27 protein-coding genes are annotated in these 25,765 nt (G+C 68.1%); 14 read left to right on the top strand and 13 right to left on the bottom strand.

What is annotated here, in order from left to right:
• Positions 1 to 220 precede the first annotated feature (220 nt).
• The 3 genes from GBA63_RS23825 (at position 221) to GBA63_RS20755 (ending at position 2,307) form a co-directional block, all read left to right on the top strand.
• Complete coding sequence (locus GBA63_RS23825) at positions 221 to 1,180, top strand: universal stress protein (protein ID WP_228282212.1); 960 nt, start codon at positions 221 to 223, stop codon at positions 1,178 to 1,180.
• Positions 1,181 to 1,312: 132 nt separating this feature from the next.
• Complete coding sequence (locus tag GBA63_RS20760; protein WP_166179257.1) at positions 1,313 to 1,789, top strand: universal stress protein; 477 nt, start codon at positions 1,313 to 1,315, stop codon at positions 1,787 to 1,789.
• Positions 1,790 to 2,166: 377 nt separating this feature from the next.
• Positions 2,167 to 2,307, top strand: a complete 141-nt coding sequence (locus GBA63_RS20755) for a hypothetical protein (protein WP_166179255.1) — start codon at positions 2,167 to 2,169, stop codon at positions 2,305 to 2,307.
• Positions 2,308 to 2,781: 474 nt separating this feature from the next.
• Here the strand turns inward: GBA63_RS20755 and GBA63_RS20750 are convergent, their stop codons facing one another.
• The 7 genes from GBA63_RS20750 to GBA63_RS20720 all read right to left on the bottom strand — a co-directional run bounded on the left by GBA63_RS20750 (position 2,782) and on the right by GBA63_RS20720 (position 11,114).
• Positions 2,782 to 3,510, bottom strand: coding sequence for a hypothetical protein (locus GBA63_RS20750; protein WP_166179253.1), 729 nt, complete (start codon positions 3,508 to 3,510; stop codon positions 2,782 to 2,784).
• Positions 3,507 to 4,442 (bottom strand): universal stress protein, encoded by a 936-nt coding sequence (locus GBA63_RS20745; protein ID WP_166179251.1) that lies wholly within the window; start codon positions 4,440 to 4,442, stop codon positions 3,507 to 3,509. Before GBA63_RS20745 ends, GBA63_RS20750 begins: the two co-directional genes overlap by 4 nt.
• Before the next feature lie 58 nt (positions 4,443 to 4,500).
• Positions 4,501 to 4,950 (bottom strand): universal stress protein, encoded by a 450-nt coding sequence (locus GBA63_RS20740; RefSeq protein ID WP_228282211.1) that lies wholly within the window; start codon positions 4,948 to 4,950, stop codon positions 4,501 to 4,503.
• Complete coding sequence (ppsA, locus tag GBA63_RS20735; RefSeq protein ID WP_166179249.1) at positions 4,947 to 7,379, bottom strand: phosphoenolpyruvate synthase; 2,433 nt, start codon at positions 7,377 to 7,379, stop codon at positions 4,947 to 4,949. The genes GBA63_RS20740 and ppsA overlap by 4 nt, the downstream gene beginning before the upstream one ends.
• An 87-nt stretch (positions 7,380 to 7,466) precedes the next feature.
• A complete protein-coding gene (locus GBA63_RS20730; protein ID WP_166179247.1) occupies positions 7,467 to 7,937 on the bottom strand; it encodes a universal stress protein in 471 nt (156 codons plus the stop codon).
• A 202-nt stretch (positions 7,938 to 8,139) separates the two neighbouring features.
• A complete protein-coding gene (locus GBA63_RS20725; RefSeq protein ID WP_166179245.1) occupies positions 8,140 to 10,758 on the bottom strand; it encodes a cation-translocating P-type ATPase in 2,619 nt (872 codons plus the stop codon).
• A gap of 44 nt (positions 10,759 to 10,802) precedes the next feature.
• Positions 10,803 to 11,114 (bottom strand): hypothetical protein, encoded by a 312-nt coding sequence (locus GBA63_RS20720; RefSeq protein WP_166179243.1) that lies wholly within the window; start codon positions 11,112 to 11,114, stop codon positions 10,803 to 10,805.
• 263 nt (positions 11,115 to 11,377) lie between these two features.
• On the opposite strand from GBA63_RS20720, the gene GBA63_RS20715 reads away from it, so the two are divergent.
• The 4 genes from GBA63_RS20715 (at position 11,378) to GBA63_RS20695 (ending at position 13,974) form a co-directional block, all read left to right on the top strand.
• Entirely contained in the window at positions 11,378 to 11,668 is a 291-nt protein-coding gene (locus GBA63_RS20715) for a hypothetical protein (RefSeq protein ID WP_166179241.1), read from the top strand.
• A gap of 34 nt (positions 11,669 to 11,702) precedes the next feature.
• On the top strand, positions 11,703 to 12,665 hold the full coding sequence (locus GBA63_RS23820; protein ID WP_228282210.1) for a universal stress protein: 963 nt from the start codon (positions 11,703 to 11,705) through the stop codon (positions 12,663 to 12,665).
• Positions 12,666 to 13,051: 386 nt separating this feature from the next.
• Positions 13,052 to 13,450, top strand: coding sequence for an Hsp20/alpha crystallin family protein (locus GBA63_RS20700; RefSeq protein ID WP_228282209.1), 399 nt, complete (start codon positions 13,052 to 13,054; stop codon positions 13,448 to 13,450).
• A 122-nt stretch (positions 13,451 to 13,572) separates the two neighbouring features.
• The gene (locus GBA63_RS20695) at positions 13,573 to 13,974 is read left to right on the top strand and encodes a hypothetical protein (RefSeq protein WP_166179237.1); all 402 of its coding nucleotides are present in this window, start codon (positions 13,573 to 13,575) and stop codon (positions 13,972 to 13,974) included.
• Here GBA63_RS20695 and GBA63_RS20690 read toward each other — a convergent pair.
• Positions 13,914 to 15,215 carry a Ni/Fe hydrogenase subunit alpha gene (locus GBA63_RS20690; RefSeq protein ID WP_166179235.1) on the bottom strand — a complete coding sequence of 434 codons (1,302 nt, stop codon included), beginning with the start codon at positions 15,213 to 15,215 and terminating at the stop codon, positions 13,914 to 13,916. The genes GBA63_RS20695 and GBA63_RS20690 overlap by 61 nt on opposite strands.
• Positions 15,208 to 15,735: an NADH-quinone oxidoreductase subunit B family protein gene (locus GBA63_RS20685; RefSeq protein WP_166179233.1), complete on the bottom strand. Its 528-nt coding sequence runs from the start codon at positions 15,733 to 15,735 to the stop codon at positions 15,208 to 15,210. The genes GBA63_RS20690 and GBA63_RS20685 overlap by 8 nt, the downstream gene beginning before the upstream one ends.
• A 435-nt stretch (positions 15,736 to 16,170) precedes the next feature.
• Here GBA63_RS20685 and GBA63_RS20680 point away from each other — a divergent pair, with 435 nt between their 5' ends.
• The 7 genes from GBA63_RS20680 (at position 16,171) to GBA63_RS20650 (ending at position 21,069) form a co-directional block, all read left to right on the top strand.
• Positions 16,171 to 16,431 carry a YgaP family membrane protein gene (locus tag GBA63_RS20680; RefSeq protein ID WP_166179231.1) on the top strand — a complete coding sequence of 87 codons (261 nt, stop codon included), beginning with the start codon at positions 16,171 to 16,173 and terminating at the stop codon, positions 16,429 to 16,431.
• Between the two features lie 71 nt (positions 16,432 to 16,502).
• Positions 16,503 to 17,087: a DoxX family protein gene (locus GBA63_RS20675; protein WP_166180454.1), complete on the top strand. Its 585-nt coding sequence runs from the start codon at positions 16,503 to 16,505 to the stop codon at positions 17,085 to 17,087.
• 69 nt (positions 17,088 to 17,156) lie between these two features.
• Positions 17,157 to 18,425: an NAD(P)/FAD-dependent oxidoreductase gene (locus tag GBA63_RS20670; RefSeq protein ID WP_166179229.1), complete on the top strand. Its 1,269-nt coding sequence runs from the start codon at positions 17,157 to 17,159 to the stop codon at positions 18,423 to 18,425.
• A 48-nt stretch (positions 18,426 to 18,473) separates the two neighbouring features.
• Positions 18,474 to 18,686 (top strand): hypothetical protein, encoded by a 213-nt coding sequence (locus GBA63_RS20665; RefSeq protein WP_166179227.1) that lies wholly within the window; start codon positions 18,474 to 18,476, stop codon positions 18,684 to 18,686.
• A 99-nt stretch (positions 18,687 to 18,785) separates the two neighbouring features.
• Complete coding sequence (locus GBA63_RS20660) at positions 18,786 to 19,151, top strand: ArsR/SmtB family transcription factor (RefSeq protein WP_228282205.1); 366 nt, start codon at positions 18,786 to 18,788, stop codon at positions 19,149 to 19,151.
• A 357-nt stretch (positions 19,152 to 19,508) separates the two neighbouring features.
• Complete coding sequence (locus GBA63_RS20655; protein WP_166179225.1) at positions 19,509 to 20,381, top strand: CPBP family intramembrane glutamic endopeptidase; 873 nt, start codon at positions 19,509 to 19,511, stop codon at positions 20,379 to 20,381.
• Positions 20,382 to 20,427: 46 nt separating this feature from the next.
• Positions 20,428 to 21,069, top strand: coding sequence for a DUF998 domain-containing protein (locus tag GBA63_RS20650; protein ID WP_166179223.1), 642 nt, complete (start codon positions 20,428 to 20,430; stop codon positions 21,067 to 21,069).
• 207 nt (positions 21,070 to 21,276) lie between these two features.
• Here the strand turns inward: GBA63_RS20650 and GBA63_RS20645 are convergent, their stop codons facing one another.
• The 4 genes from GBA63_RS20645 to GBA63_RS20630 all read right to left on the bottom strand — a co-directional run bounded on the left by GBA63_RS20645 (position 21,277) and on the right by GBA63_RS20630 (position 25,679).
• Positions 21,277 to 22,977: a SulP family inorganic anion transporter gene (locus tag GBA63_RS20645; protein ID WP_166179222.1), complete on the bottom strand. Its 1,701-nt coding sequence runs from the start codon at positions 22,975 to 22,977 to the stop codon at positions 21,277 to 21,279.
• A gap of 18 nt (positions 22,978 to 22,995) precedes the next feature.
• A complete protein-coding gene (locus tag GBA63_RS20640; RefSeq protein WP_166179220.1) occupies positions 22,996 to 23,328 on the bottom strand; it encodes a rhodanese-like domain-containing protein in 333 nt (110 codons plus the stop codon).
• 94 nt (positions 23,329 to 23,422) lie between these two features.
• Positions 23,423 to 24,826 carry an MBL fold metallo-hydrolase gene (locus tag GBA63_RS20635; RefSeq protein ID WP_166179218.1) on the bottom strand — a complete coding sequence of 468 codons (1,404 nt, stop codon included), beginning with the start codon at positions 24,824 to 24,826 and terminating at the stop codon, positions 23,423 to 23,425.
• Between the two features lie 250 nt (positions 24,827 to 25,076).
• On the bottom strand, positions 25,077 to 25,679 hold the full coding sequence (locus tag GBA63_RS20630) for a SulP family inorganic anion transporter (protein ID WP_228282201.1): 603 nt from the start codon (positions 25,677 to 25,679) through the stop codon (positions 25,077 to 25,079).
• Between the last annotated feature and the right edge of the window lie 86 nt (positions 25,680 to 25,765).

Genomic DNA, 25,765 nt, shown 5'->3' with positions numbered 1-25,765 from the left:
TCGCGTCCGCTGTTCCGTAAAACGGAATAGTCCGGGCGCGCGGCCCAGGCGCGCGGCCGGCGTCCCTCTCGGCCCGCACGGCGACAATGAACAATCTTGCCCAGGCAGATGAGCTTCCCTGACCACGACGCGGCGGTCTCGGGGGCTTAAGATGCGCGAGAAGTTTCACGGGCTTAAGATGCTTAGAGCGGGTGAGGAAACGGCTACGGAGGAGGCGGGTATGTTCCCGACGAAGATACTGCTGGCGGTAGACGGATCGGAGGAGGCGCGCCGGGCCGCGCGCCTGGCGATGAGCCTGGCCGAGGGGCTCGACTCCGAGCTGCACCTGATCCACGCGGAGCCTATGCCGAGCGTCCACGCCTACCCCGAAGCCGTCATCTACGACCCGGACCTTCGGGAAGAGGTGCGCGAGGCGGCCAGGCGCAGGGCCCGCGAGAAGCTCGAGGCGGAAGCGGAGGCCGTCGGAGCGTCGGGCAGAGTGGCGGCCACCCACGCCCCGGTCGGACGGCCCGACGCCGAGATAGTGCGGGTCGCCGAGGAGGTTCGGGCCGGGCTGATCGTCGTGGGCAGCCGGGGCCTCGGCCCCATAAGGCGGGCCGTCATGGGTAGCGTCTCCGGCTCCGTGGTCCACCACGCCCACTGCCCGGTCTTGGTCGTGCGCGACGGTGGCAGAGACGGCGCCGATCTGGGCGGCCCGGTCGTGCTCGCCGTGGACGGTTCGGAGGAGTCGAAACGGGCGGTCCGGGCCGCGGCCGAGATCTCCGCCGCCTCCGGCTCTCCCGTGCACGTGATCTACGTGATGCCGACCGAGTCCCGGCTCTACGGCCACCACTCGTACTCGGAGGACGTAAAGAAGTCCCTCCTGGAAGAGGCCAGGGCGCAGGCGAGGAGGTTCCTCGACGAGCAGGCCGAAAGCGTGCGCTCGGCCGGGGGCGCGGTCGCCCAGACGTACCTCGGAGTGGGCCGTCCCGACGAGGAGATAGTGGAACTCGCCGAAGAGATCGACGCGGGGATGGTGGTGATCGGCAGCCGCGGCCTCGGGGGCGTCCGCCGCGCGCTCGTCGGCAGCGTCTCGGATTCCGTGGTCCGTCACGCCCACTGCCCCGTCCTGGTGGTGCGGAGTACCCAATACGACGAAGGCGCACCCGCCCGGACGACCGAGGAGACGGCCCAGGGTTAGGCCAGCGCCACCCCGATCTTCGACCGGGCGGCGGCCGGGAAGGGTCGGTCCTTCCGGAGACCAGGACCGGCCCCGATTACGAGGCCACTGCTCGTTCGCGGCTTCAGCCAAAACGAGAGGAGCTCTGACTACATGGATCGGCAAGAGAAGGTCATCGCGGAGACGGCCGGAGCTTCGGTTCCGTACCGGAGGATACTCGTTGGCACCGACGGCTCCGGTTGCTCTGAGAGGGCTGCGGCGCACGCCGTCTACCTGGCCGGCGAACTCGGCGCGCGGTTGTACGCCGTCAACTCCGTCAACGTCGAACGGGCCTTCTCGGCGGGCATACACTTCGGCGAGGCGGTGGCCGAGCTCGAGAAGAACGGTAGGGAGGCGACCGCGGCCGTCAAGGCCATGGCAGATTCGGCCGGTGTGGAGTGCGAGGAGATCCTCACCACCGGCAGGCCCCACCGCGCGATCATCCAGGTCTGCGACGAGGTGGACGCCGACCTTGTAGTCATAGGCTCCACCGGGATGACCTCGCTGGAGCGAGCCCTGATCGGAAGCGAATCGGAGAGCCTGGCGCGCTACTCCAAACGCCCGGTCCTGATAGTCCACCAGCCCGGCTAACGCCACCCCAAAAGGGTCCTGATAGCGGGTTGCGTAAGGACCGAACCCTGGTGTTGGTAAGGTTTTTAGGTTTTGAGGCATAGAGGTCTTGGGGGGTGCGTCACGAAACCGAAAGGGGGCCCCGACCCTCCACCCCTAAAAGCCTCCAGAACCTGAAAGCCTAAAAACCTCCCTACCTCGTGGCCCGTTCGCCACGGGCCCCATCCTTCCGCGAACCGCTGTGGAGCCGCCCGATCTGCGCAGATCGGGCGGTTCTCGGTTCCATGAAAACCTATTAATCGCCAGCAGACGCTTATGACAGGAAGTTAATCGTCCCGGCCTTGTTCCCCCGGCCACGGAGAGTAACGTACAGATAGAGACGAAAGGAGGTAAGCAAGATGGCAAAATTCACCCGGATGGCACCGGCGGGCCGGTCTGGCTCTCGGCGCAGGCGTGAGGACGGCAGGAGGCGCAGGAGGCGCCACACCCACGGCCGCCGCCACCACCGCCGCAACACCCACGGCCCCAACCACCAGTAGTAAAGACCATGCTCGACACTCGACGGCCCCGCCGGAAGACGGGGCCGTAATAAAGCCGATTGCAGTGGCATTGAGCCACTGCGATCAGCGCTATCAGCCATCAGCCCGCTGCGGCTTCGCCTCCGCTTTCAGCAAGAGCAAGAAAGCTGACCGCCGAAGGCTGATAGCCTTGCAAAGAGGCCCAACCTCTTCGCAAACCGCTTTAGGGCCCGTCCGGGGCGCGCAGGAGCGTCGGGAGGCCGCCTGTACCCGGCCCCTGGGGACCAGCAACTACCGCCGCCCGCTTCCTCCTACCGAGAGACTACCCCCCGAAGGCTCCGGCCGGAGCCACGGGCTCCAGCCCCGCCAAACACGCCGCCTCCGGTGCCACGGCCCTGGTCCTGTCTCCACCCTCCGGATGACCTTCCCTCATGTAGCCCCGGAATACCGGTCCCTTCCTGGACAGATTCGATCATTCCTGTGAACCAAACAGGCTTATCCGGGTTCCACGCCGAGCACGTACCACTTCCCGCCTTCGAGGCCCCAGCGCAGCCTGGCCGGGCCTTCGAGCGCGGCGCCCGCTTCGACCGTGAGATCCTCGAGGCCCCGCCCTGGGGGCGAATCGTCCCGCGCGGGCCGCACGTCGTACAGCGCCCCGGGCCTCTCGCCTCCTGCGAGCGTCCAGCCCACGTGGTCCGGGCGGGCCTCCCTTTGCATAAGCACGGGCCAGGTCGGGGGAGGTCCGGCGGCGGCGGCCCGCACCTGCCGCTTCAGGCCCGCCGGGTGGAGCCAGGCCTCCCTCACGGCGTCCCGGACTTCGGGGATGGCGCGCAGGTCCTGCCACGCGCCGTCTTCCGACAGGACGCGGACGCTGAAGGCTTCGAGACCGATTAGCGTCTCCGTGATCAGCTCGTGTATCACCCTCCCGACCGGGGCCGGGGCGTAGGCCTGGCGGAGGAGCCGGGCCTGCCCTTGAAGCTCCCCGGCCGGGTCGCAGGAACGCAGGGCGAGCGCCAGCCCGGTCTCGCGCAGGTACACTTCGTGGGCCTCCCTGGAGAGCACAACCCCTTCGAGCACCGGCAACCCGGAGCGGGCGAGCGTATCCAGCGCCGCCAGCGGGCCGCTCCCCAGCCTCGGGCCCTCACCGAGTCGCCAGGCGAGCGCCCGGCGTGGCGTCCCTCCAGGCGGGGAGTCCGACGAACCGCGCCCACCCACGATGCTCACCCCTCCGTCTTACGTCCCGGCACGCCGGCGCGCACGACCATAACCGGGCAGGGGGCGTGCTCGACAACGGCATCGGAGACGCTGCCAAGGAGCATCCGGCGGACTCCCCCGAGGCCCCGGCTGCCGACCACCACCATCCCGGCCCCGACCTCCTCCGCCAGGCGGACGACCTCGCGGGCCGGCTCGCCGAAGGCCAGGTGCGCCTCCGCGGACTTCACCCCGGCCTCCTCGCGAAGCCGAGCCGCCCGCTCCTCGACCCAGGATGCGGCATCGCGCGAGGCCCGCTTCAGGTTCTCCTGCCAGCCCTCCCAGGCCTCGGGGCCGAACTGGGGCCTGTACCGTTCGGGGCGCATGACGTAGACGACGTGCAAAGCGGCGCCGGTGGCGGCCGAGATCTCGGCCCCCGCCCCGGCCGCCACCGCGGACCGCCTCGAACCGTCGAGGCAGACGAGGATCGGTCCCAAGGAGGGCCCGGAATGTCCTCCTCGGGCGACCAGTACCGGGCAGTGGGCGTGTCTCACGACGCTGCGGGAGACGCCCCCCATCACGGCGCGCCTCAGGGGGCCGAGGCCGCGGCTGCCGACCACGACCAAGCCGGCGTCGAGCTCCTCGGCGAGGCGCACGATCTCGACGTCCGGGCTTCCGAACTCGACGCGGGCTTCCGAGACTTCGCCGCCCGAGGCCCGGATCTTCTCCACCGCTCCTTCGAGCCTCGCGCGGGCGTCCCGTTCCAGAGCTTCCCGGGCCCGCGTGCCGGGCTCCCCGCCGAGCAGCGGGATGGCCGCGAGCGTGCCCGGATCCACCGCCCGCGCCCCGACCAGGACGACGCGCAGCTCCGAGTCGAGGGCTCTAGAGAGATTCGTCGCCGTCCGGGCCGCGTGATCGGAACCCGTCGACCCGTCGACCGCCAGCAGGATCTTCGTCGGGAACATCCCTCTCCTCTCAGGCCCCTCGCTTCGCCCCGGCGTCAGGCCTGTCCGTCGTTCGGGCTCACTGCCGCTCCGAACGCACGATCAATACCGGGCAGTGGGCGTGGGCCGTGATGCTGCTCGACACGCTTCCTATGGGCCGGCGCAGCGTACCGACGCCCCTGCTGCCGGCCACTATCAGGTCGGCCCCGATCCTCTCGGCCAGGTTGACGACTTCGGCGTCCGGGTCCCCTTCTTGGAGGTAGTCTTTCGCGACCTCGCCGCCCGCCGCCCTCACCTTCTTTACCTCCCCGTCGAGCACCTTCCTGGCGCGCTGGCGGTCTTCCTCGTAGATGCTGGGGCCATCGGCCTCTTCCGCGAACAGGTGGTAAGGCTCGGACACGGGCACCACGTGGACCACGTGCAACTCGGAGCCGAACGCGCGGGAGATGTCGGCCGCCCGGCGGGCCGCCATCGCAGCGTCCGGCGAACCGTCGGTGGCGACCAGGATCTTTCTCGGTAGATCGCTCACGGCTGCTCCTCCCGTCCGTCGCCCGCATCGTGACCTGTCCCTTCCGCTTCCAGTACCCGTAGCGTCGTCGGGACCACCGCGTCGGGGCTGAGGCTGATGGAGTCGATGCCCTTCTCGACCAGGAAGGCGGCGAAGTCCGGGTAGTCGGAGGGGGCCTGGCCGCAGATCCCCACCTTCCGTCCCACGGCGTGGGCCTCTTCTATCAGCGTCGCGCACATCTTCTTTACGGCCCCGTTTCGCTCGTCGAAGAGGGGGGCCACCCTCTCGGAGTCTCGGTCCACGCCGAGGACGAGCTGGGTGAGGTCGTTGGAGCCGATGGAGAAGCCGTCGAAGAGGTCCGCGAAGTCTCTGGCGAGCACGACGTTCGACGGTATCTCGGCCATCACGTAGACTTCCAGGCCGTCCTCGCCCCGCACGAGGCCGCCTTCTTCCATTACCTCGAGCACGCTCTTGCCCTCCTCGGGCGTGCGGCAGAAGGGGACCATCACCTTCAGGTTCTTGAGGCCGAACGTCTCGCGCACCCGCTTAATGGCTTTCAGCTCCAGCAGGAAGCCCTCCTTGAAGTCCGGGTGGTAGTAGCGGCTCGCGCCGCGCCAGCCGAGCATGGGGTTCTCCTCGTGCGGTTCGAAGAGGTCGCCGCCCAGGAGGTGGGCGTACTCGTTGGTCTTGAAGTCGGAGAAGCGCAGGATCACGTCCTTCGGCCAGTAGGCCGCCGCTATCGTGCCGATGCCCTGGGCGAGCCTGTCGATGAAGAACTCGGTCTTGTCCTCCTGGCCTCCGGTGAGGCGCTGTACTTCGAGCCTTACCTTCGGGGGAAGGCCGTCGAAGCGGGTGAGGGCGAGCGGGTGCACGCCGACCCAGCCGGCGAAGATGAACTCCATGCGGGCCAGGCCGACGCCGTCGTTCGGGATCTGGGCGAGCTCGAAGACCCTCTCTGGGTTGGCGACGTTCATCATGATCTTCGTTCTCGGGCGGACCACGGAGGCCGGGTCTACCTCGGTGACCTCGTGGTCCAGGATGCCCTCGTAGACCCGGCCGACATCCCCCTCGCAGCAGGAGACCGTAACGGGCTGGCCCGTATGGAGCCTGCGGGTGGCGTCGGTGGTGCCGAGGATCGCAGGTATTCCGAGCTCGCGGGCCACTATGGCCGCGTGGGAGGTGCGCCCGCCCCGCTCGGTCACGATGGCCGAGGCGACCTTCATGATCGGCTCCCAGTCAGGGTCCGTGATCTCGGTGACAAGCACCTCACCCGGCCTGAAGTCGCGGATGCGGCTCGGATCCGCGAGAATCCTGGCCTCCCCGGAGGCGATGGCGTTTCCGACCGCGAGCCCCTCGACGAGGACTTCCGACCTCTCCTTGATCCTGTAGAGCCTGACCGTCGGGGCTTCTTTGCGGCCGTGGACCGTCTCGGGGCGCGCCTGCACGATAAAGAGTTCGCCGGTTATCCCGTCTTTCGCCCACTCGACGTCCATGAACGTCTTCGTCCCGTGCTTTTGGCCGTAGTGGTCCTCGATGGCGACGGCCCATTCGGCGAGCCGGAGCACGTCGTCGTCGGAGGCGGAGAGGGCGGCCCGCTCCTCCGGCGTGGTCGGGACGTTCTCGACCAGGCGGTGGCCGGACCTGTCGTAGACGAGCTTCAGTTCCTTGGTGCCGAGTCGGCGCCGGATCAGGGGCCGGTAGCCCTCCTTGAGGGTCGGCTTGTGGACGTAGAAGCCGTCAGGGACCACGCGCCCCTGGACTATGTTCTCCCCGAGCCCCCACGTCGAGGTTACGAAGACCACGTCCCGGAAGCCCGATTCCGTATCCAACGTGAAGATAACGCCGGAGCTGGCAAGGTCCGAGCGGACCATCTTCTGCACGCCGACGGAGAGGGCCACCGCGAAGTGGTCGAAGCCCATGTCCGCGCGGTAGCTGATGGCCCGCGGCGTGAAGAGGCTGGCGAAACACTTCTTGACGGACTCGAGGAGCTGCGCGTCGCCGTGGACGTTGAGGAAGCTCTCCTGCTGCCCGGCGAAGCTGGCCGTCGGCAGGTCCTCGGCCGTCGCCGAAGAGCGGACCGCGACGTCCGTGTGCTTCGCCCCGTACCGGGACGAGAGCTCTTCATAGCCGGCGATGATTTCTGTCTTGAGGTCATCCGGGAAGGCCCCGCCGAGCACCAGGTTCTGGACCTCGCGGCTGCGGCGGGTAAGGTCCTCGACGTCGTCCTCGTCGAGCCCGGCCATGGTCTCGCGGATACGGCCCGTCAGCCCGTTGGCTTCGAGGAAGTGCCGGTACGCGTCGGCCGTGACCGCGTACCCGTCGGGCACCCTCACCCCGAGGTCTCCGAGCTCGCGGGTCATCTCGCCGAGGGAGGCGTTCTTCCCGCCAACGACGGGCACGTCGTCTATCCCAAGTTCCCCCAACCGGCGCGTCCATCGCGTCCTCAACATTCCGGCTCGACCTCCCGGTCCTGTTTTCGACCGAACCCTATTCGGAGACGGCTTCTGCGGCCTGACCAGGATCGTCCAATCCCCTGATCAGGATTGTTCAACCCTCCCGTCTTCCTTCCCCCTGACGACGAGAACCGGGCAGTGGGCGTGGCGGACGACGGAGGTCGAGACGCTCCCCATGAGGGCCCGGCGCAGGCCGCCGAGGCCCCGGCTGCCGATCACCACCAGGTCCGCGTCGAGGTCGTCGGCCAGGGCGAGTATCTCCCTGTCCGGCCTGCCGGAGCGCTGGTGCGCCTCGTGAACCTTTCCTCCCGAGGCCTCGATCTTGCTCACCTGCGCGTCGAGCACCTCCCTGGTCTGCCGCTGCTCTTCCTCGTAGACTTCCCGGAAGCGGCCCGTGCTGTCCGGCAGCATGTACAGCGGGTATCCCGGCCCCACGATCACCACGTGCAACTCCGAGCCCGGATCCTCCGCGAGGTCTGACGCCGCCTTCGCCGCCAGGTCCGCCTCCTCCGAGCCGTCGGTTGCGAGCAGTATCTTTCTTGGCTGTGCGCTCATAGCCTCTCCTTCGCCCTCGGGATGTGGCCCGTCCCAACCTTACGGCCGCCGCGGCGACCGGTCATGAGCAACTCGCCTCATCGTCGTGGTCAGGATTGCCCAATGGCGAAGGCCGCGTGCGGGGAACTGCCGGGAGTCCGGGGCTTCGTCCACCCGGAGGCCGTTCATCGCGGCCGCGCGTCCCACGATGTGCGGCCCGGTCTTACCTGCCCGGGCTCTGGGCTCGGCCTCTTGGTGCGTTCGCGCCCTTCTTGCCGCCCCCGGACCTCGACGCCTTGTGGGCGGCGTCGGCGGCGAGGACGGCGGGTACGGCCAGCGCGGCCACGGCCCAGCCCCAGAGGGGCGGCGGCGCGTGGCCCAGCAACGAGGCCAGGGGTCCAACGAACAGGAAGCCGGCCAGCGCCACGAGCTCCGTCGCGACCGCGCCCACCAGGAGCCGGTTTGTGGTCCAGCCCAAAGAGCCGGGCCACCGCGTGGTGCTGCGGCAGGCGAAGGCGTTCGCCATCTGGCCGAGCACGACCGCCGAGAAGGCCGCCCCGGATGCGGCGAGGAGGACGCCTCCGCCCGGAAACCCTTCTCCCGGGCGCCACCCGAAGGCCACGAACGTCGCCACGAAGGCGGCCATCTCGACCAGGGCCTCGGCGGCTCCGAGCACCCCGAAGACCCGCCTGAGGAGGGCGCCGTCGACCAGGTGTCTCCCCCCAGGCGGCCTCTTCAGCGCGTCCTTCCTCGGCGGTTCCGCGCCAAGGGCGAGCGCCGGCAACAGGTCGGTGCCGATGTCGAGCGCGAGGATCTGCAGGACGCCGAGGGCGAGCGGAAAGCTGCCGCCGGAGAGGGCCCAGAACACGAACGGCGTGAGCTCGGCGACGTTGTCGGTGAGATGGTAGGTGAGGAAGCGCCGGACGTTCTCGAACGTCGCCCGGCCCTGCTCCACGGCGGCGACGATGGTGGCGAAATCGTCGTCGAGCAGGACGAGGTCCGCCGCCTCCCTGGCGACGTCGGTGCCGGAGCGTCCCATCGCGACGCCGATGTCGGCCTGCTGCAGCGCCGGCCCGTCGTTGACCCCGTCGCCCGTCATCGCGACGACGTGGCCCCGCTGCTGGAGGGCACGCGCGATCCTGAGTTTGTCCTCGGGCGCGACCCGGCTCACCACGACCCCGTCCCGGTCGAGGAGGGCGCCGAGGAGGGCTTCGTCTCGCGGGAGCTCGCCTCCCTCTACGACCAGGCCCCCTTCTCCGAGCAGCCCGGTCTCTCGCGCAATTGCCCTGGCGGTCTCGGGGTGGTCGCCGGTGACCATGGCGACCCGGATTCCGGCCCCCCGGCAGGCGGCCACGGACTCGGCCGCCCCGGCCCGGGGCGGGTCTTCCAGGCCGACGAGGCCGAGCAGGTCCAGGCGGGATTCCGCCCCCCCGGCGTCGCCGGGGATTCCGTCCGCGCTCCGGGCGGCGACGGCCATCACGCGCAGCCCCCGGCGCGCCATCTTCCGCAGCGCGTCCGCGGCACCATCCGCCTCTCGGCAACGGGGAAGCACGCTGTCGGGGGCGCCCTTGACCAGCAGCTTGTCCCCGGCCACCACGGACATCCTCCTGCGGTGGGGGTCGAACGGGAAACGCCTGGTCTCCAGGGCGCTCCGTTCGTCGGCCGCGACGTCCACGCCGAGCCTGCGGGCGAACGCGTCGAGCGCGGCCTCCATTGGGTCCCCCCGGGCGACCCACCCGTCGCCCTCCCTGACGGCCCTGCCGGTCGAGCACCGCGCCGCGGCCCGCGCCATGCCCCGCAACGCGGGGTAGGCCGCCTCCCCCGCCTCGACGCTTCCCTCCGGATCGTAGCCGCGGCCCGAGACCCGCGCTGCCCCGTCCGGCGTCCACGCCTCGACGACGGACATCTCGTTGCGGGTGAGGGTGCCGGTCTTGTCGGTGCAGATAAAGGTGGTCGAGCCGAGGGTCTCGACGGACTCCAGCCGCCGGACGAGCGCGTGGCGCGCGGCCATGCGCTGGCCGCCCATGGCGAGCGAGAGGGTGACGGTGGGGAGCAGCCCCTCGGGCACCAGGGCGACCGTGACCCCGATGGCGAAGAGGAACCCGGCGCTCGCCGGCGTGCCGACCAGGAGGGCGACGACGAAGAAGGTCGTGCCGACGAGGAGGGCTATGAGGGCCACCGAGCGCACCACCCGGTCGAGCTCCCTCGTGAGCGGGCTCTTGGGACGGCGGCTCTCCCCGGTCAGGCGCGCGATGCCGGCGAGCCGGGTCGCAGATCCCGTCGCCGTCACGGTGGCGACCCCCTCGCCCTCCACGACGAACGTCCCGGCGGGGGCGTCGTCCCCGGCCCCGACGGACTCGGGCACGCTCTCGCCGGTCAGGGTCGAGGTGTCGAGGCTCAAAGCGTGCGCCACCCCCACCCGCAGGTCGGCGGAGATCCGGTCCCCCGCCGAGAGCAGGACCACGTCGCCCACCACCAGCCCGCCCGCGTCCACCTCCACGGGCTCCCCGTTGCGCAAGACGGTCGCGCGGCGGGGCAGCAGGTCGCGCAGGCGCTCCGCCGCGCGCTCGGCCCTGTACTCCTGGAAAAAGGAGAAGAGGCCGTTGATGATCACCACGGCGAAGATGGCGACCCCGAGTTCGGGCATCCTGGCCACGAACGCGAGGCCGCCCGCGACCCACAACAGGACGGCGAAGAAGTGGACCATCTGGCCCGCGAGCAGGCGCCACGCAGGCGGGGGCGGCGCGGTGGGGAGTACGTTCGGGCCATCCTTGCGCAGGCGGGCGGCCGCCTGGGAGGACGTCAGGCCCCGCCAGCGATCCTCGACCGCGCGCGGCTCCACGGCGCCTATCGCTCCTTCGGGTCGGGGACTACGGGGTCACGGGGTTAATCGAGCGACCTTTGTTCCAGCCACTCCTGGTCCTCCCTGTGGCCCTTCCCGCTCCTCACCCAGGCCTCGTAGTCCCGGCGCCAGGGCCGCAGGTCCTCGTCCGAAAGATGCCGCCCGGCGATCTCTTTCATCACCGCCGCGTGGTCGGAGCCGCAGCCGGGGCAGACGGTGTGGTGGGAGTCAGCGTCCATCACCCGCCCGCAGTCGCACTCGATGAGAGCGTGGGCCGGCACCCACTTGTAGTCTTTGCCGTAAGGGATCTCCTCGACCTCGTAATGCCCCTCTATCTTCACCTTCACCTTCGTCAACGCGCACCTCCTTTGTTTGCACATCAGGTTAGTCGGAACCCGGCCGTGCCGGCATGAGCAATATCGGGCATCGTTGGGGTCAAAATGGCCCAACTGGCAACTGGCAAGGAGCTGGGCCGCGCCGCTCCTGCCGGGATCCTTGGGCTGTGGCGCATCTGGTCCATTCTTGCCACCCCTTTGGGCCAATTTGTTCAGGCTACGACCAGGCCGCCGCGCTACAGTGGCCCGGTAGACGAGCAAGAAGCGCGGAGGCACGGTGAACCATGGAGACTATCGGTAGACTCGGTAGGGGAGGACGGACCGGGGGCGACGTCGTAGGGCGGCACGTTCGGGCGGCCCACGCGCGCTTCAAGGGGGAGCACCAGATAGCCCAGTACGTGGCGCGGCTGGAGCTTGGCGAGTGCGCCAGGCTACTGGCGGCCACCCCTGACGGTCTGCCCCGATTGGCGAGGCTCAGGGACGAATGCCGGGTGGGGTCGCGGGAGACGAGGAGCTTCGAGGCCGTGATCCGGACGTGGACCGCGCACCTGCTCTCGGGCGCCGAGGGCGGCTGAAGGACCGGGCGAAAAGGCGATACGGAGGAGACGGATGTTCCCCACGAAGGTACTGCTCGCAACCGACGGCTCGGAGGAGGCGGCCCGCGCCGCGCGCGTGGCCGTCGGGCTCTCGGAGAGGCTTGACTCTCCTTTGCACGTCGTCTACGTCGAGCCCTTGCACGACCCGTACCCGGTCGTCCAGGCAACGCTCTACAATCCCGAAAACCTCCCGCCGGTGCGTGAGACCGCCAGCCAAAGGGCCGACGAGAGGCTCGACGAGGAGACGATGAAGGTCGGGGGCCTGGGTGAGGTGTCGGGCGCCCACGCGAGGATCGGCAGGCCCGACGTCGAGATCGTGCGTCTGGCCGAGGAGCTCGACGCCGGCCTCATAGTCGTCGGCAGTCGCGGCCTCGGCGGCGTCCGGCGCGCGCTGCTCGGCAGCACTTCGGCGAGCGTCGTGCGCCACGCCCCCTGCCCGGTCCTCGTGGTCAGGGACGGCGGGCACAGCAACTTGTCCGGGCGAATCCTGGCGGCCGTGGACGGCTCGGGAGAGGCGGACGCCGCGGCCGGGGTCGCGGCGGAGATCTCGGCCGCGACCGGCTCGGAGCTGCACGTCGCCTTCGCCCTGCCGACCGACCCGATAGCGCCCTTCCCCTTCACCCGCGAGGAGTGGGCGGCGCAGAACGACCGGGCCAGGCGCGCGGCCAGACAGTTCGTGGACGAGAAGGCTGCGGAGCTAGAGGCCGCAGGCGTCACCCTCAAGGATGCCCATCTCGTCCTGGGCGAGCCCCAGAAGGAGATAGTGAGGCTCGGCGAGGAGCTCGACGCCGGCCTCGTCGTGGTCGGCAGCCGCGGCCTCGGCGGCCTGGCCCGGGCCCTCACGGGCAGCGTCTCCGAGGCCGTGGTGCGCCACGCCCATTGCCCCGTCCTGGTCGTCAGGGAGAGGGGTCGGGGCCGCGGGACCGGCGGGGAGGAGGTCGGCGAGAAGTCCGGCACCATGCCGGTCGGGGGGTAGACCACCCCCTGCCGCGGCCGCTCCGAGGCAACCGGGGGCGAGACCTCGACGTCCCTCCACTTCGCCTGGATCCCGACCGGCGTACTTGCCCATGCCGCGAGGGGGCGGCAGTCCCGAACGCCGGATGGTCGATCTTGGCCGGAACATTGGTCAAGGTTGCTCATTGAGCGCGGGGCGCGCGGGCCCAGAATGCGGGTATGACGCGGGCCGGCATACGACCGTTTCCCCTCCCTCTTTGCCGGCCCGCGCCGCGAAAACCCGAGCGGCGGAAGGAGGCCGGGTATCGATAACCCTGGGAGCAAGACCCAGGCCAACGATTCGTTGCGAGTAAAGGAGAAGAGACCATGTTGAGCCCCTTCAGGGGATTCAGAGACATGCAGAGCGAGATGGATCGTCTGTTTGGCCAGGCTTTCGGTCGCGCGGCGATGACGACCGGTGGCGCCGAATGGAGCCCCGCGATGGACGTCGTCACCGAAGACGGGGATTTGAAGATCCGGGCCGAACTGCCCGGAGTAAAGCGCGAGGACGTAAACGTGGACTTCCACAACGGCGTCCTGACGGTCTCAGGAGAGCGCAAAGAAGAGGAAGAAAAGAAGTCCGGATCTGGGTACCTGATCCGGGAGCGCCGCTACGGGTCTTTCCGGCGGAGCATGAGCCTGCCGGAGGGCGTCCAGGAGGACGACATAAAGGCGAGCTTCTCCGACGGCGTGCTCGAGGTCAAGGTCAAGGCCGCCGGTAAGCCGCTCCAGGAAGGACCGAAGACCATAGAGATAGAAGGCGGCTAGCGCTCGGAGCTTCCGCAAGGCGGCGGACCGGGCCCGGAGTACGGGCCCGGGGACCCCCGGGGGGGACCCCCGGGATTCGGCCCGTGGCACGATCCATGCCCCGCGGTTAGGATCGAGGCCGGATGAAGGTCTATGTTCTCGGAAACCCGGACGTCCCGGAAGATAGTAAGGCGATAGAGGTCGCTGAACACTTGAAGGGCACCATGGGGGACGTCTCGTTCGTCTTCGTCGAACCGAACGAGGACGTCCCCTTCGCGGGCGAAGACCGCGTGGTGATCCTCGATACGGTCCGCGGGATACCGGGCGTGGCCCTGATCCCGGACGACGAGATACACGGGTTCGCCCTATCCCCCCGCGGGACCGTCCACGACTTCGACCTCGCCTTCCAGCTCAGGTACCTCAAGAAGATAGGCAGGGTGGGGGATGTCGCGGTTATCGGCTTGCCCCAGGAGGGGGAGATCGACTACCTCCGCGTCAGGTCCATCTTGAGGAAGTTGGTGGCGCAGGACATGCAGGGGTCGTAGGCGCGGATGATGCCCTCGGCGTCCAGCTTCAGGCTGTCGTCGTCTTTGTCGAGGTTCCGTTCGAAGTGGTACCTCAGGTCGTTTTCGATGTTTATCTGGTTCTGGGCCGTCGGAACCACCACGTCGTAGTCTTCGACTATTCCTTCGTCGCTTACCGTCGCAGAATGGCAGAGCAGGCCCCGCGGGGCTTCGATCAGGGCCACGCCCCTGCCGGACCGCGCGGGATCTCGCACGGGCCCCTCGTCGGCCACCCGTATCGTGTTCAGGATGTCTATCGCCTCGTCCACGCAGTGAAGGACCTCGACGGCCTGGGCGAGGTTATTGTGGTAGATGTTGTCGGAGGGGAAGGCCGAGAGGGCGTCAGCCGCGTCGGCCCGCGTTCTCGGGTGGAGGATGTCCCGGCTCAGGTTGATCCGCGCGAGCGCGCCAACGAGGTAGTCCTCCTGGGTGTCGGAGAACCGGTAGCCCTCCGCCTGCGAGTGGGGGATTCGTACGTACTGCAGGTAGTCCGCGAACCGGGACTCGGAGACCCTCTCGCCGTTCGAGTTCAGCACGTCCCCTTCGAGGAAATCGAACCGCTCGTCGTTCCGGAGGCACAGGTAGTCCGAGTTTCGGACGAGGCTCGCGTCCCACTCCAGGAACGCCTCTATGCCCCTCAGCACTTGCGGGCGGACGGCTTCCAGGCGCGTGGCCAGGTCGGGGAACTTCGTCTGATCTGGGTTCCTCAGAAACCCGCCCACGGTCGGAAGGGGGGCGTGGATCGCGGCGCCCGCGACGGCGTTGGATATATCCGTGCCGAGGCGCTTGATGTCGAACGAGTCGCGCAGGAGCGTGTGGCCCAAGGAGCCCGGGTCGTCCGGGATGTCGAAGATCGAATCGACGCCGAGGACGTCGGGCAGCACGAAGAAATACAGGTGCAGGGCGTGGTCCCGGATCATGAGCCCGTCGTAAGCCAGCCGGCGAAGCGTCCTGGTCTGCTCCGTAACCTCTATACCCTGCGCGCTCTCTATCGCCATCAGCGAGGCGAAGAGGTGGGAGACGGAGCAGGTGCCGCAGATGCGGGAGAGAAAAGACGGGACCGCGACGGTCCGCTTGCCCCTGGCCGCCACCGTCAAAAACCGCCTGTAGTCCGTGATCTTGAACCGCAGGTCCTTGACCGCCCCGTCCTCGACCACCACCTCGAGCCCGGCGTTGCCCTCGATCTTCGTGATGGCGTCTATGACTATGTTCCTGTTAGCCATGCCGGGTAACCTCGAACAGCTCCAGGTACTTGTTCAACGTCTGCTCGAAAGACTGCACCTTCATCGGGCAACCGCGCACCATGTCGTCGACCTTTATGACACCGTCCAGGGGCTTCACGTCCCTGCCGTAGTCGAAGTGGTCCAGGTACCACCTGATGCGTTCGTTTATCTGCTCGTCGACGAACTGGTTGCGGCTCGTCGAAGGCTTCCCGGTACAGGCGCAGGCGCCTATCGCCACCACGTACCGCGCGTTCTCCCGGATGCGCCGCACCTCTTCGGCCTGTGAATCCGAAGAGATCGCCCCCTCGACGAACGCCACGTCGAGGTCCTCCATAGAGTTCCTGGACTTGAGCGTCTTCATGTGCCGGAACTCGACCACTTTCGTCCATTCGTCGAGGTGGTCGTTCAATAGCTCCGCCAGGAGGATGGTGCTGTCCTCGCAACAGGTGAAAGAGAACCAACCCACGGCCAGCTTGCGGTGTCCGTGGCCCGCGTCCGCCCGCTGCAGTGCCCGATCCACAACCACCCTCCCCGTCCGAAAGAGTATCCCGTGTCGCCCCGGCGACGGCACCAGAAACCCACCCGGCTGACGCGCAAGAGCAAGTGCCTTACGTCACGATTATACGGGCCGTCACGGTCCGACGCAGGAGGCGACCCGGGGCGGTCCCGGCGGCATCCCCGAACGTGGCCCGGCACGAACAGGACCTCCTTCGCCGGCGCGTTCCGCCGGGCGGCGTTCTCATCCGGCGGGAACGTCTTCGGCAAGAGGCAGTCCCGCGAGGTTCGGACCTTTTCGGCCGCCGTTCGCCCCTTGCGCCACGCGGGGAACGAGGCGCAGTTATGGGTGAATAGTCAATCCTGACCAGCGGAAGGGGCAAGGATGCTCAGGGTCGGAAGACTCCCCCAGAATAGACTCTGGATCAGAGAGAACGTCGGCTAACCAGGAGGTGCCGAAATGGCGTTCGCAAGGTTCATGTCCACGCCGACGGGCCGGGTCATCCGGGCGGTTGCGGGACTGGCGCTGATCCTTATCGGCTTCTTCGTCATCGGGGGTACGGCGGGGACGGTCGTCGGCTTGATCGGCTTCGTGCCGGTGGCCGCCGGGGTCTTCAACTTCTGCCTGGTCGGGCCGCTGATCGGCGGCTACTTCGACGGGCGCAAGAACCTGGAGGGCGTCGCGCCCGAAGGGCGCCACCGAGGGTCGCCCCAGCACTGAGACGGTAAAGGGGCGGGCCGTGGGCGGCCCGCCCCCAACAGAGAGGAGCGACGTTGAGCGCGGCTACGAATATGAGGGAGACTCAGGTCCCCGAGCCGAACATAACCAGGTTCCTGTTCGCGGACACGCGGATGGCGCCTGTGTGGTTGATCGCCCGGGTCTACCTCGGCGCCCTCTGGCTGCTGGCCGGATGGGGCAAGGTCACGGAGGGCGGCTGGATCGGCGAGGGCGCGGGCGGCGCCGTCCAGGGCTTCGCGCAGGGCGCGATCGCCCAGACCACGGGCGAGCACCCACAGGTCACCCAGTGGTACGCGGGATTCCTGGAGGGCGTCGTCATGCCCAACGCCGCCCTGTTCTCCTACCTGGTCGTCTTCGGCGAGATAGCGGTGGGTCTGGGCCTGATCTTCGGCCTCTTCACCGGCATCGCCGCGTTCTTCGGCGGCTTCATGAACGCGAGCTTTATCTTCGCCGGAACCGCCGGCGCGAACCCGCTGATGTTCATCCTGGCGATCGGGCTCATGCTGTCCTGGCGGGTCGCCGGGTACTGGGGCCTCGACCGGTGGGCGCTCCCCTTCCTCGGTGTCCCCGGAGCCCCGGGCAGGGCATTCCGCGGTCGCCGCGGCGGAAGCCAGGCCGGTGGCGCGACCACCGCGTAGGTGGGGCAAAGAGGGCCGGCCTCCGGGGAGGCCGGCCCTCTTTCTAGATGATCGAAAGGAGCATCGGCGATGCTGAACGGGAGCAAGACCAACATAACCGTCCTTGGCGGCGGCTTCGGCGGCCTGGAGGCGGCCTTCTACCTGCGGATGAAGCTCGAGGACCGGGCGAACATAACCCTCGTCTCCGACCGGGACTACTTCCTGTTCAAGCCGAACACCATCTACATCCCCTTCGGCCTCGACCCGGACAAGTTGAAGGTGGGCCTACAGCGGCCCACCCGCCGCAAGAACATAGCCTTCGTCGAGGACCGCGCGCGCGAGATAGACCCGGATGCGAGGACCGTGTCCACCGAAGGAGGCCGCAAGATCCCCCACGACTTCCTGGTGGTCGCCACCGGCGCCGACATGCGCCCGGAGGAGGTGCCGGGCCTCAAAGAGAACGCCCAGACCATCTGGACGCCGCGCGAGATGCTGCGCCTCAGGCTGGCGCTCTACGATCTGATCGAGGCCGCGCGGCGCGGCGAACACAAGAGGGTCCTCTTCCTGGTCGCCCCGAACAACAAGTGCGCGGGCCCGCTCTACGAACTCGTCTTCATGCTCGACACCCACCTCCGGCGCAAGAAGGTCCGCGCCAACGTGGATCTCACCTGGTCCACCTACGAGCAGACCTACATCCAGGCCTTCGGCCCCAGGCTGCACGAGGTCGTTACCGGCGAGTTCGAGCGCCGGGTAGTCGCAGGTCACACCGAATACGCGGCCGAGAAGGTCGAAAGCGGCGAGGTCCACTACACCAACGGCGAGACACTTCCGTACGACCTCCTGATCACCTTCTCCCCCTACGTGGCCGAGGTCGACTACCCGACGCTGCCGGGCGACGACCGGGGCTTCGTAGAGACGGAGCTCGGCACCCGACAGGTCGTCGGCCACCCGGACGTCTACGCCGTGGGCGACGCGGGCAACTTCCCGGTCAAACAGGCCTTCCTGGCCTTCCTCCAGGCCGACGCGGCGGCCGAACACATCTCCTCCCGCGTGCTCGGCGTGGAGCCGGAGCTTGCCTTCGAGCCGACCAGCATGTGCGTGATGGAGCAGTTCGACAAGGCGACTTTTGCCCAGGTGCCGCTCAGGCTGACGGGCGTACCGGAGAGGCCCATCGAGGTCGACCCGGACGCGCCGGAAGCCTACAAGGTCGGCTCGTACCCGGCCTGGCGGCTGGGCAAGAAGATGCTCGCCTACTACCTGCCGTTCCGCTTCGGCCTCGGCAACCCGTTCCACGCCGGGGTGCCCTGGAAGGGCATGGAGGCAGGCCTGAAGGCCATGAGCGGCCTGCTGGCGAAGTGAGGCCGCACCCGGAGGTGCGTCTCCGGCGAGAGAGAAAGGAGTAACCCCATGAGCGACTACCTGAAGGTCCTGCTCGGCGCGGCGGGCGGCGCGCTACTGGCGCTGCTGCTCGTCGGCTTATTCCAGAACGCCACGGGCTACGGCATGATGGGCGGCGGCATGATGGGCGGCGGGCTTTTCGCCCTGCTGCTGTGGGCGGCGCTCGCCGCGCTGCTGGTCGCGGCCGTCGTCTACGTCTTCACGACCCTGCACCGACGATAGGTTCCGGCACCCGTCCGTCCTTTCAACACTCTATTGCCATGCGGCAATGGTACAATCCGCCGTGAGTCGGGCGGTCGGCGATCGGCAGGGAAGGCGAGATTGGGAACGGGCACTAGGATGGAGAGGCTCTCCGACGACGCTCTGTGGTTGGTTGCCGAGCGGTTCAAGGTCATGGCGGAGCCTATGAGGCTGAAGCTTTTGCGGGCCTTGATGGGCGGGGAGAAGACGGTCTCGGATCTTGTAGGGGAGACCGGAGGGTTGCAGGCAAACGTCAGCAAGCATCTGGGTCTGCTGCTCGACGCCGGGGTGGTGGGCCGGCGCAAGCAGGGGACTAGCTCCTTCTACAGGATCACGGACGATACCGTCTACGATCTGTGCGACCTGGTCTGCGGCTCCCTGCAACAACGCCTCTCCGGCGAACTGGAGGGCTTCTCACCCGCCACCACTGGGCAAGAGACCGCGTAGCAGGACGGCGGAACCCCCGGGGTCCCGGGCTCCTCGAACCTGGCCGTGGCTTGTCCGGCGCGTGCGTGCCACGGGATCGGCAGTAAAGGAGCCGCTCTAAAGGCGTCCCCGCCCGTGGACCCGGAACGCCGTCGAGATGGCCGGCGGCGGTGCACCGTAAGTCCTGCTGCGGAATACCTGCGCGCTCGATACAGGAGAGGCGCGGCCTCTGGGCAACCCGATGGCTGGTCCTGGTGGCCGCCTAATCGAGGATTTGATCAGGATTGACCATTGTAAACGTCAAGGTGAACCATGGCAGCGCATCTTCTCTGTAGCACTCTGGTACCGAACATACCTCTGGCCGGAAAGGAGGGTGTCGTGACGGCCATAAGGTCTTCCATCGAGAGGCACCCGGTGGCGGCCTACTTTGTCCTGGCGTTCGCCATCTCGTGGGGCGGCGTCCTCGTCGTGGTCGGTCCCGGCAGGATCCCGGGCTCCACTGAGCAAACCGAGGCGTTGCTCCCGTTAGTGGTCCTGGCGATGCTCGTCGGCCCCAGCGTGGCGGGCATCCTCTTGACCGGCCTCGTCTACGGGAGGGCGGGCCTTCGCGACCTTCTATACCGGTTGCTCGAATGGCGGGTGGGCGCTCGCTGGTACGCGGTGGCGCTCCTGACCGCCCCGCTCCTGGCAACGGCGGTACTCCTTGCGCTCTCGCTAACCTCCCCGGTATTCCTCCCCGCGGCATTCACATCCGACGACAAGGCCACCCTTTTACTCGTCGGTATCGCGGGAGGGCTGGCGGCGGGCGTGTTCGAGGAGCTGGGCTGGACGGGGTTCGCCGTGCCCGGGCTGAGGCTACGGTACGGCATCCTCGCCACCGGGCTCACCTTGGGCCTCGTGTGGGGAGCGTGGCACTTCCTCGTGGCCCTCTGGGGAAGCGGCACCTCCACCGGGGCGTTCTCCCTGCTCCTCTTCCTTCCCCAGCTCCTCTTCTACGTGGGGGTGCTGCCGGCCTACAGGGTGCTCATGGTGTGGGTCCACGACCGTACCCGCAGCCTGCCCGTGGCGATGCTCATGCACGCGAGCCTCACGGCGAGCTTGCCCCTGATCCTCCTGCCTCCGGCAAGAGGAATCCCCCTCTTGACCTCGTACCTGGTGTTGGCCGCCGCGCTGTGGGCCTTCGTCGCGACGGCCGCCGCGGCCAACGGCGGGCGACTCTCGCGGGAATCGCTGCGGAGGCGAGTGGCTTGATAGGGCGACTAAAGAGGAACAAGTAAACAGCGGAAGGGGATAAACGATGGCACGAAAGGTCTTGCTCGTCTGCGGCATCCTCTCTTCGCTGGTCTACGTCGCTACGGTCGTGCTCTCGCCCGCGCAGTGGGAAGGCTACAGTTCCGCCTCCCAGACCGTCAGCGAGCTGATCGCCATCGATGCCCCGACGAGGCCGCTCGTCGTTCCCCTCTTCGTCGCGTACAGCGCGCTCGTGATCGCGTTCGGGTTCGGCGTCTGGCTATCGGCCGGCCGCAAGCGCGCCCTGCGCTTCGCGGCGGTCGGGCTGGCCGGGAAGGAGGTGCTCGGCCTGGTGGTGACGCTCTACTTCCCGATGCACCTGCGCGGGGTCGAGGCAACGCTCACCGACACCATGCACGGAACCCTCACGTTCGCGGGCGTCCTCTTTATGCTGCTGGCATTGGGGTCCGGGGCCGCGGCGTTCGGGAATCGGTTCCGCTTCTATTCGATCGGGACCATCCTGCTCCTTCTCGTGGGCGGCCTCCTGACGGGACTGGACGCCCCGCAACTCGCGACAAACGGGCCCACGCCGTGGATGGGGGTCTGGGAGCGCGTCAACATCTACGCCTACATGCTCTGGGTCGTGGTGCTGGCCGTCGCCCTCTTGCGCGACCCCGTGGAACGGCCAAAAGTCAACCTCGCTGAGTAAAGTGGTTCTGGATCGGTTGGGTCTGATCGCCCGAGGTGATGTCCGGACGATGGTCCCCATCTTGGGATTCAGCAGCCCCCGAGTTCGCCCCTGCTCTGGACAAAACCATCCACTTCGTACGGGGCGCCGGCAGATCGAGGCCACGAGGCGGGGAGCCAGACGGCGCAGGTCGTGCCGGGGCCTGGGGTGGCACGCTTTTTGCGGGGCTCATGCCGTGGGTAGTCTCGCGACGTTCGGCTCCGGCCAGAGGTCCAGATGCCTCAGCGCGTGCTTCACGGAGAGGTGGGACGCGTTCTGCCCCAGCCCATCCGGCCATCCCGACCTGGCAACGACGTCCCGCACCGGCCCCTTCATGCCGGCCACGTGAAGCATGATCCCGCGCGAGCGGAGGTCCTTGGCGAACTCTGCCAGCGTTTCGATCGCCACCGCGTCGACGTCGTTGACGGCGGAGAAGTCCAGGATCAGGTAGCTCAACCCAGGCCGGGCCGAGACCGCATCCTCGAGCCAGTTCTTCAGGAACGCCATGTTCGCGAAGTAGAGTGAGGCGTCGACCCGCACGATGAAGGCCCCAGGGAAGGTTCTCGTCTTGGGGTAGCGGTTCACGTTCCGGAAGACGTCCTCCTCGGGCAGGTAGCCTACCTCCGTCGTGTGCGGCCGGGCGCTGCGCCACACGAAGACCAGCAGCGAGAAGGCGACACCCACGACTATCCCCTGCTCGATCCCGACGAGCAGCGTCACGGCGAACGTCACGACGAGCGCCCAGCCGTCGGCCCGCTTGACCTTGAAGAGGCGTACGGGCTCCCCCGCGTCGATCAGGCCGTAGACGGCGACCATGACTATCACCGCCAGGACCGCGTCCGGCAGGTAGTAGAAGAGCGGGGTAAAGAGGACGAGCGTCAGCAACACGAGCCCCGCCGTGATGACCGAGGCCAGCGGCGTGCGCGCCCCGGCCGCGTAGTTCACGGCCGAGCGCGAGAACCCGCCCGTCACCGGGTAGGCCGAGAACGCCGAGCCGAAGACGTTGGCGAGCCCGAGCCCCACAAGCTCCCGGTTGGCGTCTACCTCGTACCTCCCTTTAGCGGCGATGGACTTGGCGACGGCTATGGACTCCATGAAGCCGACGAACGCGATGGTGAGGGCCGTGGGGATCAGGGCGACTACGGAGCCGGGATCGAGCGCTGGCACGGAGAGGCCCGGCAGGCCGCCGGGGACCTCGCCGACGATGCCCACCCCCCGCCCTTCCAGGCCGAAGGCGTAGACCGCCAGCGCCGAGGCGGCCACCACGAGGAGCGGCGCCGGGAAGCGCGGCGAGATCTTCTTGAACAGGACAAGCGCGGCGATGCTCCCGACGCCGATGGCGAGGGTGACCGGGTTGACCTCCGCGAGCCTTCCACCCGCCTCCCACAACTGCGCGAGGACCGAGTGGCCGGCTTCGAGCTTCACGCCCAGCAGGGGCCCGAGCTGGCTCAGGCCGATCACGACCGCCGCCGCCGAGGTGAACCCGCTGACGACCGCGTGCGAGAGAAAGTTCACCACGAACCCCGCCCGCACGAGCCCGAGCCCGAACTGGATGACCCCCACCATCAACGCTAGCAGCGCGGCCAGGGCCACGAACTCTCCCGAGCCGGGCTCGGCCACGGCCGAGACGCCCGAGAGCGTCAAGAGGGAGACGATGGCGACGGGCCCGACGGCGAGTTGGCGCGAGGAGCCGAACAGCGCGTACACGAACAGGGGCATGATCGAGGAATACAGCCCGAACACGGGCGGCAGGCCCGCCAGCATCGCGTAGGCCATCCCCTGCGGGACGAGCATTACCGCCACGATCAGGCCCGCCGAGAGGTCCCCGGCCAGGTCCTCGCGCCGGTAGCGGCGCAGCCAGCCGGCCGCCGGGATAATCTTCTCCAACACGCCCAGACCTCCCGGACCCTACTCCAGAGGACGGCCGCGTCGCGCCCAACCGACGGTGCCACCGAGGAGGTTCGCCACCTCGCCGAAGCCGCTGCGGCTCAAGAAGCGCGCGCCCTGCTCCGAACGGTTCCCGCTGGCGCAGACGAGGACGATAGGGCCTTTACCTAGCTCCCCCATACGTTCGGGCAGCTCACCGAGCGGTACGTTTGCCGCGCCGGGCAGATGGCCCCGCTCGTACTCCCAGCCCTCGCGCACGTCGACGATGCTGGCGCCCCTCCGCCGCCACCGTTCGACCTCTTCGGGGAAGATCTCCTGGTGGGCTCCTTCTCCGACAGGTTCTCTCTGGTACATGTCCATGCCTCCGTTGTATAGAAGTCGAAACGCACGGGAGGCTCCGCGCGGGGTGAAAGTCCATCCCGCGACGCCTCCCTGACGAGGTCGCGTCCTACGCAGAGACCCGCTGCTTGCGCGTGTTCTCCCAACCTTCGTAGCTGCCTTCGAGCTCGAGCACCGAGCGGAACCCGGCGGCCCTGAGGGCGCTGGCGACCACGGCTGCGCGCGCGCCGGACTGGCAGTGTATGACGATGGTCCCGCCCGTCGGCAGCTCGTCGAGGTGCCACATCACGCGCCCGCCGTGCAGGCGCGTCGCCCCCGGGATGTGCCCGGCCTCGTACTCGCTCCTGGCGCGCACGTCGAGCACGAACGGGTCTTCCATCTCGTCGAGCTCGGATGGTGGGATCGTGGGCACGGGCTCCTTTTCGAGTCCTTCGAGGCCCGTGACGTAGCCTTCCACGCCGTCGATGCCGACGTAGGAGAGCCTGTCGCGCAGGGCCTTCGCGTCGGCCTCGTCGTCGGCGAGCACCACGATGGGCCTCTCGTCTTCTTCGGGATCTATCACCCACGATGCCCAGGTGGCGAAGCTGCTGCCGGCCGGGACGTTCAATGCGCCGGGCACCATACCCCCGGCGAGGGCCTCACGGGACCGGGTGTCGATGAACGCGACCTCGCCCCGCTCCAGCTTCTCCCCGAGCTTGCGGGCGTCGTAGTGGACGGGCGCAGACCTCTCCCCGAGCAGCGCGGGGCCGGACTTGTTCTGGCGCTTCATGCGCCCGAAGTACACCGGCGCGTCCGGCTGCCCCTCGAGAAGGGCCTCGACGAACCCCTCTTCGTCCCGACGTTCCAGGTGGGCGCCCCACCACGAGAAGAGCCGCTCGTAGCCGACCGTCGATGCCGGCACGGCCCCAAGCGCCTTGCCGCAGGCGCTCCCCGCGCCGTGACCCGGCCAGACCTGGACGTAGTCCGGCAGGACCAGGAACTTGTCGCGAAGGCTGGCGTACAACTGCCTCGCCCCCACGAAGCGCGTGTCCTTCCCGCCGGCGGCCTCGTCCAACAGGTCGGGCCTGCCAAGGTCGCCAACGAAGACGAAGTCGCCCGTTAGCATGAACCCGGGCTCCTCGCTCGTCGCGCCGTCGGTGACGAGGAAAGAGAGGTGCTCGGGGGTATGGCCCGGCGTGTGGACCGCCCGGAGCACCACGTTGCCCACCCGGATCTCACCCCCGTCGTGGAGCTTCTCGCCCTCGAAGCCGTACTTCCAGTCGGCGTCGCCCTCGTCGGAGAGGTACAGCGTCGCCCCCGTGGCGGCCGCGAGCTCCCGCGAGCCCGAGAGAAAGTCGGCATGGATGTGCGTCTCCGTCACGGCGACGATCTCCATGCCGTTTTTCTCGGCCACGTCCAGGTAAACCCCCACGTCTCGCCTGGGATCCACCACCACAGCCGTACCGGCCCGCTGGCAACCTATAAAGTAGCTGGCCTGGGCCAGATCCTCGTCGTAAATCCTCTCGAACAACATCCCCGTCTCCTTTCACGCCCTCGACCCACCCGTTCGGCGTCGACCTCATGATAGCTATTTATTATTATATTTCAATATAGTAATATAAACGTATGGCCCAATCTCCGGGGGTTTGCGGGTACAGGGGCAACCTTCTTGCTGTGTTCCGGTGGGGGCTTTGGGTGCTGCTGGTGTCCTGTTGGTCGAGCCGGCCGATGCGTCGGAGGGCGTCTCTCATGGTGGGGTACCTCGTGCTGCTTTCGAAATTTTCTTACCATCCGGCGGTTTCGAGGGGCTCCCGGACCTGGAGCTTTACGTGGGTAAACAGGACTTCGATGTCGGCGGCGCGGTACTTCGAGACGATGTTGCGTGAGATCTCGACGGCAAGCATCGGGGTCGATGGCTCGTCCGGGAGGCGTATCCCGAGCAGGTGCTTCGCCTGGCTGAGCAGGATGATGACCGCGGAGGCGTAGACGAACCCGCTCAAGACGGGGCGGGAGATGAAGTTGGTGATGAAGCCCATCCCGAGGGGCCCTATGGCGAGTTGCAAGACCCCGACCATCAGCGCGAGGAGGAGGACGAGTCCTATGTACTCCTCCGTTCCGGGCCTTGCGAGGGCCGAGACCGACGTCAGGGTGAGGAGGGCCATCAATGCCGGCGGGCCCACCGGCATGTGCCTGGAGGTACCGAACAGGGCGTAGACGACCGTCGGGACGATCAAGGCGTAGAGGCCGTAGATGGGCGGCAGGCCCGCCAGCATCGCGTAGGCCATGCTCTGCGGGACCAGCAGCACGGTTATGACCAGCGCCGCGGTGAAATCTTTGGAGAGGTCCTCCCGCCCGTATCCCTTGAGCCACCCGTAGGCCGGGAACAACCTCGTCAGAGCTCCCGGTGCCGGCTCGGGGGCCCGCGCGCCGCTGTCCAGCCCGCCGGTCATCCGTCAACCTGTAGAGACCCGCC

The organism is Rubrobacter tropicus (genome assembly GCF_011492945.1).
GTDB classification, from domain to species: domain Bacteria; phylum Actinomycetota; class Rubrobacteria; order Rubrobacterales; family Rubrobacteraceae; genus Rubrobacter_D; species Rubrobacter_D tropicus.
Note: the sequence above shows the minus strand (reverse complement) of the source record. Positions and strands in the feature narration are given on the sequence as shown.

Coding starts and splice junctions, on each gene's coding strand:
- GBA63_RS20730 (WP_166179247.1), bottom strand. CDS start 7,937: ATGAGCGCACAGCCAAGAAAGATACTGCTCGCAACCGACGGCTCGGAG.
- GBA63_RS20755 (WP_166179255.1), top strand. CDS start 2,167: ATGGCAAAATTCACCCGGATGGCACCGGCGGGCCGGTCTGGCTCTCGG.
- GBA63_RS20760 (WP_166179257.1), top strand. CDS start 1,313: ATGGATCGGCAAGAGAAGGTCATCGCGGAGACGGCCGGAGCTTCGGTT.
- GBA63_RS20690 (WP_166179235.1), bottom strand. CDS start 15,215: ATGGCTAACAGGAACATAGTCATAGACGCCATCACGAAGATCGAGGGC.
- GBA63_RS23820 (WP_228282210.1), top strand. CDS start 11,703: ATGTTCCCCACGAAGGTACTGCTCGCAACCGACGGCTCGGAGGAGGCG.
- GBA63_RS20680 (WP_166179231.1), top strand. CDS start 16,171: ATGGCGTTCGCAAGGTTCATGTCCACGCCGACGGGCCGGGTCATCCGG.
- GBA63_RS20665 (WP_166179227.1), top strand. CDS start 18,474: ATGAGCGACTACCTGAAGGTCCTGCTCGGCGCGGCGGGCGGCGCGCTA.
- GBA63_RS20715 (WP_166179241.1), top strand. CDS start 11,378: ATGGAGACTATCGGTAGACTCGGTAGGGGAGGACGGACCGGGGGCGAC.
- GBA63_RS20695 (WP_166179237.1), top strand. CDS start 13,573: ATGAAGGTCTATGTTCTCGGAAACCCGGACGTCCCGGAAGATAGTAAG.
- GBA63_RS23825 (WP_228282212.1), top strand. CDS start 221: ATGTTCCCGACGAAGATACTGCTGGCGGTAGACGGATCGGAGGAGGCG.
- GBA63_RS20640 (WP_166179220.1), bottom strand. CDS start 23,328: ATGTACCAGAGAGAACCTGTCGGAGAAGGAGCCCACCAGGAGATCTTC.
- GBA63_RS20650 (WP_166179223.1), top strand. CDS start 20,428: ATGGCACGAAAGGTCTTGCTCGTCTGCGGCATCCTCTCTTCGCTGGTC.
- GBA63_RS20675 (WP_166180454.1), top strand. CDS start 16,503: ATGAGGGAGACTCAGGTCCCCGAGCCGAACATAACCAGGTTCCTGTTC.
- ppsA (WP_166179249.1), bottom strand. CDS start 7,379: ATGTTGAGGACGCGATGGACGCGCCGGTTGGGGGAACTTGGGATAGAC.
- GBA63_RS20635 (WP_166179218.1), bottom strand. CDS start 24,826: ATGTTGTTCGAGAGGATTTACGACGAGGATCTGGCCCAGGCCAGCTAC.
- GBA63_RS20670 (WP_166179229.1), top strand. CDS start 17,157: ATGCTGAACGGGAGCAAGACCAACATAACCGTCCTTGGCGGCGGCTTC.
- GBA63_RS20700 (WP_228282209.1), top strand. CDS start 13,052: ATGGATCGTCTGTTTGGCCAGGCTTTCGGTCGCGCGGCGATGACGACC.
- GBA63_RS20745 (WP_166179251.1), bottom strand. CDS start 4,442: ATGTTCCCGACGAAGATCCTGCTGGCGGTCGACGGGTCGACGGGTTCC.